General features: G+C 71.5%; 10 protein-coding genes. All 10 read left to right on the top strand.

What is annotated here, in order from left to right:
- The 10 genes from BEI_RS18020 (at nucleotide 1) to BEI_RS17975 (ending at nucleotide 11444) form a co-directional block, all read left to right on the top strand.
- The gene (locus BEI_RS18020) at nucleotides 1–873 is read left to right on the top strand and encodes a CheR family methyltransferase (protein ID WP_097790795.1); all 873 of its coding nucleotides are present in this window, start codon (nucleotides 1–3) and stop codon (nucleotides 871–873) included.
- 94 nt (nucleotides 874–967) lie between these two features.
- Nucleotides 968–2029, top strand: a complete 1062-nt coding sequence (locus BEI_RS18015) for a protein-glutamate methylesterase/protein-glutamine glutaminase (RefSeq protein ID WP_097790794.1) — start codon at nucleotides 968–970, stop codon at nucleotides 2027–2029.
- A gap of 27 nt (nucleotides 2030–2056) precedes the next feature.
- Nucleotides 2057–3751 carry a methyl-accepting chemotaxis protein gene (locus tag BEI_RS19435; protein ID WP_097790793.1) on the top strand — a complete coding sequence of 565 codons (1695 nt, stop codon included), beginning with the start codon at nucleotides 2057–2059 and terminating at the stop codon, nucleotides 3749–3751.
- A gap of 63 nt (nucleotides 3752–3814) precedes the next feature.
- Nucleotides 3815–4204, top strand: a complete 390-nt coding sequence (gene cheY / locus BEI_RS18005) for a chemotaxis response regulator CheY (RefSeq protein ID WP_097790792.1) — start codon at nucleotides 3815–3817, stop codon at nucleotides 4202–4204.
- A gap of 42 nt (nucleotides 4205–4246) precedes the next feature.
- Nucleotides 4247–4930 carry a protein phosphatase CheZ gene (cheZ, locus tag BEI_RS18000; RefSeq protein ID WP_379802301.1) on the top strand — a complete coding sequence of 228 codons (684 nt, stop codon included), beginning with the start codon at nucleotides 4247–4249 and terminating at the stop codon, nucleotides 4928–4930.
- 146 nt (nucleotides 4931–5076) lie between these two features.
- A complete protein-coding gene (gene flhB / locus BEI_RS17995; RefSeq protein WP_097790790.1) occupies nucleotides 5077–6240 on the top strand; it encodes a flagellar biosynthesis protein FlhB in 1164 nt (387 codons plus the stop codon).
- Nucleotides 6240–8321: a flagellar biosynthesis protein FlhA gene (flhA, locus tag BEI_RS17990; RefSeq protein WP_097790789.1), complete on the top strand. Its 2082-nt coding sequence runs from the start codon at nucleotides 6240–6242 to the stop codon at nucleotides 8319–8321. Before flhB ends, flhA begins: the two co-directional genes overlap by 1 nt.
- 5 nt (nucleotides 8322–8326) lie before the next feature.
- Entirely contained in the window at nucleotides 8327–10561 is a 2235-nt protein-coding gene (gene flhF / locus BEI_RS17985; protein ID WP_097790788.1) for a flagellar biosynthesis GTPase FlhF, read from the top strand.
- On the top strand, nucleotides 10558–11058 hold the full coding sequence (locus BEI_RS17980) for a hypothetical protein (protein WP_097790787.1): 501 nt from the start codon (nucleotides 10558–10560) through the stop codon (nucleotides 11056–11058). Before flhF ends, BEI_RS17980 begins: the two co-directional genes overlap by 4 nt.
- On the top strand, nucleotides 11055–11444 hold the full coding sequence (locus BEI_RS17975; protein ID WP_097790786.1) for a flagellar protein FlhE: 390 nt from the start codon (nucleotides 11055–11057) through the stop codon (nucleotides 11442–11444). The genes BEI_RS17980 and BEI_RS17975 overlap by 4 nt, the downstream gene beginning before the upstream one ends.
- The last annotated feature ends 17 nt before the right edge of the window (nucleotides 11445–11461 follow it).

Raw genomic sequence — 11461 nt, 5'->3', positions numbered from 1 at the left:
GTGACAAGGGACCTGCTCACCCCGGAACCGGGCGGCTGGGCGAGCGGCGGTCAGCTCGAGCGCGATCTCGAGCTGACCGATGCCGACTTCGCCAGGATACGCCAGCTCATCTATCAGCGGGCCGGCATCGTGCTGGCCGAGCACAAGCGCGAGATGGTCTACAGCCGGCTGGCGAAGCGGCTGCGCCACCATGGCCTGATCCGCTTCTCGGACTACCTGGCCCGCCTGGAGCGCCAGCCCGAGGCCAAGGAGTGGGAGGCCTTCACCAATGCCCTGACCACCAACCTCACCGCCTTCTTCCGCGAGGCGCATCACTTCCCCCTGCTGGCCGATCACGTGCGCGGCCGGCGGGGTCCGGTGCGGGTATGGAGCGCGGCCGCCTCGACCGGCGAGGAGCCCTATTCCATCGCCATGGCGCTCACCGAGGCGCTGGGCTCCCGGGGCGGGGAGGCCGAGGTGGTGGCCACCGACATCGACACCGAGGCCCTGGAGAAGGCCCGTGTCGGCGTCTACTCGATGGAGCAGATCCACAAGCTCGACGAGGGCCGCATCAAGCGGTTCTTCCAGCGTGGGCGGGGGCGCCACGAGGGCCTGGCCCGGGTGCGACCGGAGCTCAAGGCCATGGTGGCCTTCGAGCCGCTCAACCTGCTGGCGCCGTCCTGGCCGGTGAAGGGCCCCTTCGATGCCATCTTCTGTCGCAACGTCATGATCTACTTCGACAAGGAGACCCAGGCACGGATCCTCGAGCGTTTCGCCCCGCTGCTCAAGCCCGATGGACTGCTGTTCGCCGGGCATTCCGAGAACTTTTCCTACACCACCGACGCCTTCCGGCTGCGTGGCCAGACCGTCTACGTGCGCCAGCCGCGGTGCTGATGCCGCGTTAAAGAACCCCGGAGGCCGGCCGATAGAGCCCTTATTGACCGGTGACGGCGGCGAGCCGCCCGCCACTGTGTAGAGGAGATGCCCCTTGAGTGCACCCAAGATCAAGGTGCTGTGCGTCGACGACTCGGCGCTGATACGCGACCTGCTGACCGAGATCATCAACAGCCAGCCCGACATGGAAGTCGTCGCCGTGGCGCCGGACCCCATCGCGGCCCGGGACCTGATCAAGCGACACAACCCCGATGTCCTGACGCTGGACGTCGAGATGCCGCGCATGGACGGCCTCGACTTCCTCGAGCGCCTGATGCGCCTGCGTCCCATGCCGGTGCTGATGGTCTCGTCGCTGACCCAGGCCGGTTCCGAGATCACCCTGCGGGCCCTGGAACTCGGGGCCCTGGACTTCGTGGCCAAGCCCTCGCTGGGCATCCGCAGCGGCATGCAGGCCTACGCCGAGGAGATCACCGACAAGCTGCGGGCCGCCGCCCGCTCGCGCCCCCGCCAGGCGCGTCGCCGCGATGCGCCGGCCCCCCGGACCCTCAAGGCGCCGCTGGTGTCGAGCGAGAAGCTGATCATCATCGGCGCCTCCACCGGCGGCACCGAGGCGATCCGCAGCGTGCTCGAGCCGCTGCCGCCCAACAGTCCGGCGATCCTGATCACCCAGCACATGCCGGGGGGATTCACGCGTTCCTTCGCCGAGCGGCTCGACCGCCTCTGCCAGATCTCGGTCAAGGAGGCCCAGGACGGCGAGCGGATCCTGCCCGGCCACGCCTACATCGCCCCGGGCGACACCCACCTGAAGCTGGCCCGCAGCGGGGCCAACTACGTGGCGCGCCTGGACGCCGGGCCGCCGGTCAACCGCCACCGGCCCTCGGTGGACGTGCTCTTCGACTCGGCCGCCCAGCAGGCCGGGCGCAACGCCATCGGCGTGCTGCTCACGGGCATGGGCAAGGACGGCGCCGCCGGCCTGCTGAAGATGCGCCAGGCCGGCTCGCCGACCCTGGCCCAGGACGAGGCCAGCTGCGTGGTCTTCGGCATGCCCCGGGAGGCGATCGCCCTGGGGGCGGCCTCGGACGTCGTCGCCCTGGACGAGGTGGCGCCCCGGCTGCTCAAGCTGGTCGCCGCCTCCGGCCGGGCGCAACGGGTCTGAGAATTCACTGGCAAAGGAGCCATCGCGATGCTCTCGCTCTTACGCAATCTCCGCATCAGCCGGGCCGTCAATGCCGTTCTGCTCTGCTTCCTGACCTTCCTGATCGTGGTGGCGGGCCTGGGCTGGATGGCCAGCCGCTCGGCCAGCGAGACCCTGGTCGCCCTGGACCGGGTCAACGTCGACCAGCTCAACGAGATCAGCCGTGCCGACTCGCTGCTCACCGGTGCCCTGGTGGACCTGCAGTCGGCCTCCGGCCACTTCCTGATGGGGCGCACCAGCCAGGCGGACAAGAGCCTGACCACCGCCCTGGACCAGATCGAGCGGGCCCAGGCCCGCTTCGAGACCTTCGCCGCCGTGCCGGCCGTCGCCGAGAGTGCGGCCATGGTCGAGGCGGTCGAGACCCGTTTCGCCGAGGTGCTGGATCTGGTGCGTGAGGGGCACGCCACCCTGGATCAGGTGGACACCCAGGGCTTCGCCCAGCTGCGCCAGCGCATGGTCGAGCCCCAGGAGGCCCTCGATGCCGCCCTCACCGACTTCGTGCGCCACGCCGATGCCCAGGGTGAGGCCATGATGGCCGACTACCAGGCCATGCAGACCCGCTTCACCTGGCTGGGCATCGCCATCCTGGCCGCGGCGGTGATCATGATGCTGCTGCTCTACCTGGGGATGCGCAGGGTGCTGGTGCTGCCGCTGCGCCAGGCGGTGGCGAACCTCGAGCGGATCGCCCAGGCCGACCTGTCCGAGGAGATCCGGGTGTTCAGCCGCAACGAGATCGGCCAGCTGTTCGCCGCCATGCGCGACATGCAGAGCAGCCTGGCCGGTATCGTCGGCGACGTGCGCCAGGGCAGCGGGGCCATCCACGGCCGGGCCCGGGAGATCTCCAGCGGCAACGCCGATCTCTCCTCGCGGACCGAGCAGCAGGCCGCCTCCCTGGAAGAGACCGCCTCCAGCATGGAGCAGATCACCGCCACGGTGCGCCAGAACGCCGACAACGCCCGCCAGGCCAACGGCCTGGCCCAGGAGGCCACCCATACCGCCGAGCGGGGCGGCGAGGTCGTCCAGCGGGTCGTGCAGACCATGCATGGCATCGCCGGCAGCTCCCAGAAGGTGGCCGATATCACCGGCGTCATCGACTCGATCGCCTTCCAGACCAACATCCTCGCGCTCAACGCCTCGGTGGAGGCGGCCCGGGCCGGCGAGCAGGGCCGTGGCTTCGCGGTGGTCGCCGGCGAGGTACGCGAGCTGGCCAGCCGCTCGGCTTCCGCGGCCAAGGAGATCAAGGAGTTGATCGAGGGATCGGTGACCCAGGTCCAGGAGGGCTCGGCGCTGGTCGAGCAGGCCGGCCAGACCATGGAGGAAGTGGTGGCCTCGGTGCGCCGGGTCACCGACATCATGGATGAGATCTCGGCGGCGTCCCAGGAGCAGAGCGACGGCATCGAGCAGGTCAGCCAGGCCGTGGGCCAGATGGATCAGGTGACCCAGCAGAACGCCTCCCTGGTCCAGCAGGCCTCCAGCGCGGCGGCCGCGCTCGAGGAGCAGGCCACCCGCCTGGAGCGGGCCGTGGCGGTCTTCCGCCTGGCCCAGGGCGATGCCGCCACCCTGCCCGCCGCACCGTCGCCGGCGTCGGTGTCGGCCCCCAGCCGGTCGACCCCGGCGGCCCAGCCGGCCCGGCGGGAAAGCGCCGTCGAGGCGCTCGCCGAGGATGACTGGGAAGAATTCTGATAACCGCCGGCGGCGCCGCCGCCGGCCACCCCTTGCCACGATACCCAGAGAAGAGGAATCCCGATGGCGGACAAGAACATGAGCATCCTGGTGGTGGATGACTTCCCGACCATGCGTCGCATCGTGCGCAGCCTGCTCAAGGAGCTGGGCTTCACCAACGTCGACGAGGCCGAGGATGGCCAGGACGCCCTGAACAAGCTCAAGGGCGGCGGCTTCGAGTTCGTGGTGTCCGACTGGAACATGCCGAACCTCGACGGCCTGGAGATGCTCAAGCAGATCCGCGCCGACGACGCCCTGAAGGACCTGCCGGTGCTGATGGTCACCGCGGAGGCCAAGAAGGAGAACATCATCGCGGCCGCCCAGGCCGGCGCCAGCGGCTATGTGGTCAAGCCCTTCACCTCGGCGACCCTGGAAGAGAAGCTCAACAAGATCTTCGAGAAGCTGGGCATGTGACATCCGCCGGGCCCGTGGGCCCGGCCACCAGGAGACGCGATGATGAGCATCGAGACGCAGCCTGGCGAACACCAGGCGGGTGGGGACGAGCTGGTCCAGCGCATCGGGCACCTGACGCGCATGCTGCGCGACAGCATGCGCGAGCTGGGCCTGGACAAGGAGATCGAGCGGGCGGCGGATGCCATACCGGATGCCCGGGATCGCCTCAGCTATGTGGCGACCATGACCGAGCAGGCGGCGGAGCGGGCGCTGAACGCCATCGACCGGGCTCAGCCCCTGCAGGATCGGCTCGGTGAGCAGGCCGAGTCCCTGGACGCCCGCTGGGCCGAGTGGTTCGCCGAGCCCAAGGAGCTCGACGAGGCCAAGGAATTGGTCAAGGATACCCGCGGCTACCTGGCGGGGGTGCCGGAGGCCACCCAGGCGACCAACAAGCAGCTGCTCGAGATCATGATGGCCCAGGACTTCCAGGACCTGACCGGCCAGGTGATCAAGAAGATGATGGACGTCATCCGCGAGATCGAGCACCAGCTGGTGCAGGTGCTGATCGACAGCGTGCCGGAGGGCGAGGCCCGGGAGAACATGCAGCGTCGCGCCGACGGCCAGCGCGAGACCGATGCCAAGCGCCGCGAGGACCTGCTCAACGGGCCCCAGGTCAAGCCCGAGGCGGACGACGTGGTGGCCGACCAGGATCAGGTCGACGATCTTCTGGATCAGCTAGGCTTCTAGTCGACCGCCCTCCCTCCCCGACAGCGTCATGCGAGAAGGCCGGCACGCGTGGATAAGCCCACGAAAACCGGCCCTTTTCGCATGACCGCCCCTTCCTCCCTCCCCGGATAATGGCCAGGGTGCGCACGAGTGCCCGGTGATTGGCCATGGCCGACGAGACCAGCGACGACGAGAAGACCGAAGAGGCGACGCCCCGACGCCTGGAGAAGGCGCGCGAGGAAGGTCAGGTGGCCCGCTCCCGCGAGCTCGCCACCTTCATGCTGCTGCTCGGCGGCGTGATCGGCCTCGGTGCCATGGGCGGCACCCTCTACGACCAGCTCGGCGGCGTGATGGAGCAGGCCTTCCTGTTCGAGCGCCGCCAGGCGATGGAGACCGCGCCGATGCTGGTCGAGGCCCTGGCCATCGGCCGCAGGACGCTGATCAGCCTGCTGCCGCTGTTCCTGCTGCTGACGCTGATCGCCCTGGTGGCCCCGGCGCTGCTGGGCGGCTGGGTGATCTCGGCCAAGTCGCTCAAGCCCCAGCTGGGCAAGCTCAACCCGCTGAAGGGACTCAAGCGCCTCTTCGGCACCCAGGCCCTGGTGGAGCTGGCCAAGGCCATCGCCAAGGCGCTGCTGGTGGGCGGCGTGGGGGTGGCCTACCTCTACCTGCATCGCGGCGACTTCATGGCGCTGATGAGCATGCCCATCCGGCAGGCTCTGGCCGAGGCCATGTGGATGGCCGCCGAGGCCTGCGGCCTGATGGTCATGACCCTGCTGGTGGTCATCCTCATCGACGTGCCCTACCAGCTGTGGAGCCATGCCAAGAAGCTGCGCATGTCCAAGGACGAGGTGAAGCGCGAGCACAAGGAGTCGGAGGGGGATCCCCAGGTCAAGGGCCGCATCCGCCAGCAGCAGCAGGCCATGGCCCGGGGACGGATGATGAGCCAGGTGCCGGAGGCCGACGTGGTCATCACCAACCCGACGCATTTCGCCGTGGCGCTGAAGTACGAGCAGGCCGGCATGGCGGCCCCCAAGGTCGTGGCCAAGGGCGTCGACGCCGTGGCCCCCCGGATCCGCGAGGTCGCCGAGGAGGCCGGGGTGCCGCGGCTGGAGGCCCCGCCCCTGGCCCGTTCGCTCTACCACCACGTGGACCTGGAGGCCGAGATCCCCGCCGATCTCTACACGGCGGTGGCCGAGGTGCTGGCCTGGGCCTTCGGCCTGAAACGGGTCGCCGAGGAAGGCGGCGCGGCGCCGCCGACCCCGGAGAACCTGCCGATTCCCGAGGCCGTGGCGGCCCCGGCGCCCGGCACCGATAGCAACGAGGCACGCTGATGAAGGCCCTGAGCCACTACCTGCCGCGACGCAACTGGATGGCCGACGTGCCCATGAAGGTGCTGGCCGGTCCGCTGCTGATCATCATGATCCTGTCGATGATGATCCTGCCGCTGCCGCCCTTCGCGCTGGACCTGCTGTTCACTTTCAACATCGCCCTGGCGGTGATGGTGCTGCTGGTCAGCATGTTCACCCAGAAGCCCCTGGACTTCGCCGCCTTCCCGGCCGTATTGCTGTTCACCACCCTGCTGCGCCTGTCGCTCAACGTGGCGTCCACCCGGGTGGTGCTCATGGAGGGCCACCAGGGCGGCGACGCCGCCGGCAAGGTCATCGAGGCCTTCGGCCAGTTCCTGGTCGGCGGCAACTTCGCCGTGGGCCTGGTGGTCTTCCTGATCCTGGTGATCATCAACTTCATGGTCATCACCAAGGGCGCCGGGCGCATCGCCGAGGTAGGGGCCCGCTTCATGCTCGACGCCATGCCCGGCAAGCAGATGGCCATCGACGCCGACCTCAACGCCGGCCTGATCGGCGAGGACGAGGCGCGCCAGCGCCGCGCCGACGTGTCCCAGGAGGCCGACTTCTACGGCTCCATGGACGGCGCCAGCAAGTTCGTGCGCGGTGACGCCATGGCCGGCCTGGTGATCATGGTGGTCAACATCATCGGCGGGCTGCTGATCGGGCTGCTGCAGCACGACATGGCCTTCGGTGATGCCGCCCGCACCTATGTGCTGCTGACCATCGGCGACGGCCTGGTGGCGCAGATTCCGGCGCTGGTGATCTCCACCGCCGCCGGCGTGACCGTGTCCCGGGTCACCACCGACCAGGACGTCGGCCAGCAGATGATCGGCCAGCTGTTCGTCAATCCCCAGGTGATGCTGCTGGCCGCCGGCGTCATGGGGCTGCTCGGCCTGGTGCCGGGCATGCCCAACCTGGTGTTCCTGCTGTTCACCGCCCTGCTCGGCGGCCTGGCCTGGTGGATGATGCGCCAGAAGGAGCGCGAGCAGGTCGCCGAGCAGACCCAGGCCGCGCCGCCCCCGGCCCCGGAGGCGCCGGAAGCCAGCTGGGAGGACGTCCAGCTGGTCGACACCCTGGGCCTGGAGGTCGGGCACCGCCTGATCCCCATGGTCGACGCCCAGCAGAAGGGCGAGCTGCTCGGCCGCATCAAGAGCGTGCGCAAGAAGTTCGCCCAGGAGGTCGGCTTCCTGCCGCCGGTGGTGCATATCCGCGACAACCTGGAACTCTCGCCGAACGCCTACCTGATCACCCTCAAGGGTGCCGAGGTGGGTCGTGCCGAGGCCTTCCCCGGGCGCTGGCTGGCCATCGATCCCGGCCAGGTCTCCGGGGAGCTCCAGGGCACCCCCACCGAGGATCCGGCCTTCGGCCTGCCGGCGGTGTGGATCGACACCGAGCAGCGCGAGCACGCCCAGGTCTACGGCTACACGGTGGTGGACGCCAGCACCGTGGTGGCCACGCACCTCAACCACCTGCTGCACCGCCACGCGGCCGAGATGCTCGGCCGCCAGGAGGTGCAGAAGCTGCTCGACAAGCTGGGCGAGGACCAGAAGCCGCTGGTCGAGGAGGTGGTGCCCAAGGCCATCTCGCTCACCGTGCTGCAGCGCATCCTGCAGAACCTGCTGGAGGAAGACGTCTCGATCCGCGACATGCGCACCATCCTCGACGCCCTGGCCGAGCATGCGCCCCAGCAGCAGGATCCGGGCGAGTTGACCGCCGTGGTACGCCTGGCGCTGGGTCGTGCCATCACCCAGCAGTGGTTCGCCGGCCACGAGACCCTCAACGTCATGGGCCTGGACGCCAACCTCGAGCAGGTGCTGACCCAGGCCATGAACGGCAGCGGTGCCCTGGAGCCGGGGCTCGCCGAGACCCTGATGCAGCAGGCCGAGCAGGCCCTCCAGCGTCACGAGGCCAGCGGCGAGCCGCCGGTGCTGGTGGTCCAGCACCCGCTTCGCCCGGTGCTGGCGCGCTTCCTGCGCCGCCGCCTGCGTCACCTGGTGGTGATGTCCCAGGCCGAGATTCCCGATGACCGCACCCTGAGGGTCACCACCCCGATCGGAGGACAGTGAGCGAGATGAGCGTCATGCGATTCGTGGGCGCGACCAGCCGCGAGGCGATGCGCCAGGTCCGCGCCGCCATGGTCGAGGATGCCCTCATCCTGGCCAACCGCCATACCGAGGCGGGGGTGGAGATCCTGGCCATGGCCGACGAGGCCGTGGAGGCCATGTCCGAGCAGGCGGCTCCCGCCCCCGCGCCGCCCCCCGAGGCCGAACCGCCGTCCCCGGCGGCGGCGCCGCCCCATGCCGAGGCCGCCGGCCCCGCGGCCGACTTCCAGGCCATGAGCGAGCGGCTGCTGCGCGAGATGCAGGACATGCGTTCGCTGCTGGCCGGGGAGCCGTCGCCCGGCCCGTCGCCGGTCGAGTCGGGGCAGGGGACGCTGGCACGGACCCTGCGTGAGGCCGGTTTCGGTCGCACCGTCGCCGCCGAGCTTCTGCAGGGGCTGCCGCAGGCGTTGGCCGGCCCCGAGGGAGAGGGCGAGGCCGGACGCGCCTGGCTGGCTCGCCGCCTGGCCGCCCGCCTGGACGCGGACACCGCCGCCGAGACCTTCTTCGACACCCCCGGCATCCTCGCGCTGGTCGGGCCCACCGGGGTCGGCAAGACCACCACCACCGCCAAGCTGGCGGCGCGTTTCGTGCGGCGCCACGGCGCCGAGAACGTCGCCCTGGTGACCACCGACGGGTTCCGGGTCGGGGCCCACGAGCAGCTGCGTATCTATGCCGAGCTGCTGGGCATTCCGCTGCATGCCCTGGCGCCGGAGCAGTCCATCGACGACCTGCTCGCCGAGCTGGCCGGTCGGCGCTTCGTGATCATCGACACCGTGGGCATGAGCCAGCGTGACCGGCGCATCATCGCCCAGGCCGCCCAGCTGCAGGGCGGCGCCGAGCGGGTGCGCATGCTGCTGGTGCTCAACGCGGCCAGCCAGCCCGGCACCCTGGAGGAGGTGGCCACGCGCTATCGCCAGGCCGCCCGGGCCGCCGGCGTCGCCCTGGATGACTGCCTGCTCACGAAGCAGGACGAGGCCGGCCAGCTGGGCCCGGCCCTGGACACCCTGATCCGCCACGGCCTGCGGCTGCTGTTCGTGTCCACCGGCCAGCGGGTGCCGGAGGACCTGGAGGCGGCCGACGCCACGGCGCTGGCCGAGGCGGCCCTGGCGGCCCGCCTGCCCGTCGAGGCCGAGGGCGCGTCGGCGACCGCGCCCTTGGCCGTGTCGCCCTGGGCGGGCGAGCTGCTCGGCCAGGGGCGTCGCCTGGGCCTGGTGCTGTCCGCGCTGCGTCGGCGCCTGACCGGTTTCGCGACCCTGGAGGCGGCCTGGGACCTCTCGGCCCTGCCGGCGACCCTGCAGGAGGCGCGCCTGGGCGGACTGCTGGAGGCGCCGCCCGAGCCGCTGGCCCGGGTGGGCATGCTCTGGGCGGCCCGCCGCAACCTGCCGGGCGCCGACTGGGCGATGCCCGACCTGGGGGTGGACGCCAGGGGTGGCTGGCTGGTGCTGCCCGACCTGCAGCATCGCCAGCCCGCCGGCTGGCCGGCGCGGCTGGCCGAAGCCCGGGCGCATCGGGGCGTGGGCGTCCACCTGCTGCCTGGCCTGCCCGACGCCGAGACCTGGCTGTGGCTGGACGAGTGCCGGTCTGCCTGGGTCGGCCAGGCGCGGCCCGGGCAACGGGTCCAGCACGCCGGCGAGCGGCGGCCGCTGTCGGGGCTGGCGGCGCTCGCCGAGCCGGTCGGCGAGCGCGACTGCCGGTTCCGTGGCCAGGCCGCCCGGGCGCGGTTCGCCCGCTTGCCCGTGGAGGCCGGTCCCGCCGGCCGGCGGGGCGGTCCGGCCGCCACGCCGATGGTGGCCTGGTTCGCCCGGCTGGACGACCCGGAGAGCGGCCGCACCCTGGGATGGCGCTACTGGCTGACGCCGCTGCGGGCGGCGGAGGACGCCCTGCCGCTGCTGGTGGGAGGGCTGCACGGCGAGGCCCTGCCCCGCCAGGTGCGCCGGGCCTGGGAGCGACTGGACGAGATGCTGCCGGCGGAGACCGATCGTGAGGTTCGCCAGCTGCTGGCCGGCGGCCTGGCCGCCGCGGCCACGCACCTGGATCAGGCCGACGACGCCGAGGCGGACGAGCTGCGCCGCGAGCTGCTGGCCCTGGCGGGAGGGCGTCGGCGACGGCGCGAGGCCGCGTTGCTGGAGGCCCTGTGCTATCTCGGCACGGCGCGCGATGCCATCCGCCATGTCGGGGCGGCCGGCCTGGAGGGGCTGCGGTGATCGCCGGGGATCAGGCGGCGGGGCTGCGGGCCTGGGCGCAGCAGGAAGGGCGTGACCCGGCAGCGTCCCGGGAGGCCCCGGCCGACCCCGCGCCGGCGGTGGCGCCACCTCCGACGACGACCACCCTGGTGGTGGTCGGTCTGCCGGGGACCTCGACGCGCCAGGTCGAGCGGGTGTCCGTCCTGCTCGAGCACTGGGCCGACCAGGGGCGACGCTGGGTGGGCGACCCCCGGGGCTGGAAGGTGGTACCGCTCGCCGTGACCAGCCCCCACCTGGGCGTGCTGGCCGAGCAGCAGAAGCGCTGGGCCCTGTGGGTCGATGCCGATGCCGAGGCCTTCCGCCGGGCCATGGCCGTCCTCTCGAGGCTGGTGGCCGGCGGCGGGCCGCGGCGCCTGCTGGCGGTGCATCCACCGGACCTGCCACGGCAGGGGCTGCTGGAGAACCTGCGCCAGGCCGCCCGCCACTACCTGGGCGTCGACCTGCTGGTGATGGCATGAGGCGCCTGATCCGTGGGCTGGTGCTGTGCGGCCTGGTGCTGGCCGCCGGGGCGGCCCAGGCCGCCGGCAGCTGGGTGGCCACGGCGCCTCCGGTGCGCGTGGCGATGGCCGATCGGGAGGCGGCGAGCGCCGCCCTGGTCCCCGGCGACGGCACGGCCGGACGCATCGCCGAGGTGCGCTGGCGCTACCGGCGCCCGGCCGGGGCGGCCCTGCGGGCGCGCCTCTGCCACCCCGGAGGCTGCATGCTCCTGCCGGGTCGGCGAGGGCGCAGCGAGGCCCTGGCCGGCCTGGCGGCCGAGGCGCCGCTTCGATTTCGCTTCTCGCTGGCCCCGGGGCAGGCACCGATCACCGTCCAGGGACTGCAGGTGATCGTGAACTATCGGTGAGGTTCGACGAGCCGCGA

This window comes from Halomonas beimenensis, assembly GCF_002549795.1.
Taxonomy (GTDB): Bacteria; Pseudomonadota; Gammaproteobacteria; order Pseudomonadales; family Halomonadaceae; genus Halomonas; species Halomonas beimenensis.
The sequence above is the reverse complement of the archived record's forward strand: the minus strand, read 5'-3'. Positions and strand labels throughout refer to the sequence as shown.

Excerpts from the sequence above, each read along its gene's own strand:
- BEI_RS19435 (WP_097790793.1), top strand. The coding sequence starts at position 2,057 with ATGCTCTCGCTCTTACGCAATCTCCGCATCAGCCGGGCCGTCAATGCC.
- cheY (WP_097790792.1), top strand. The coding sequence starts at position 3,815 with ATGGCGGACAAGAACATGAGCATCCTGGTGGTGGATGACTTCCCGACC.
- cheZ (WP_379802301.1), top strand. The coding sequence starts at position 4,247 with ATGAGCATCGAGACGCAGCCTGGCGAACACCAGGCGGGTGGGGACGAG.
- flhB (WP_097790790.1), top strand. The coding sequence starts at position 5,077 with ATGGCCGACGAGACCAGCGACGACGAGAAGACCGAAGAGGCGACGCCC.
- flhA (WP_097790789.1), top strand. The coding sequence starts at position 6,240 with ATGAAGGCCCTGAGCCACTACCTGCCGCGACGCAACTGGATGGCCGAC.
- flhF (WP_097790788.1), top strand. The coding sequence starts at position 8,327 with ATGAGCGTCATGCGATTCGTGGGCGCGACCAGCCGCGAGGCGATGCGC.
- BEI_RS17975 (WP_097790786.1), top strand. The coding sequence starts at position 11,055 with ATGAGGCGCCTGATCCGTGGGCTGGTGCTGTGCGGCCTGGTGCTGGCC.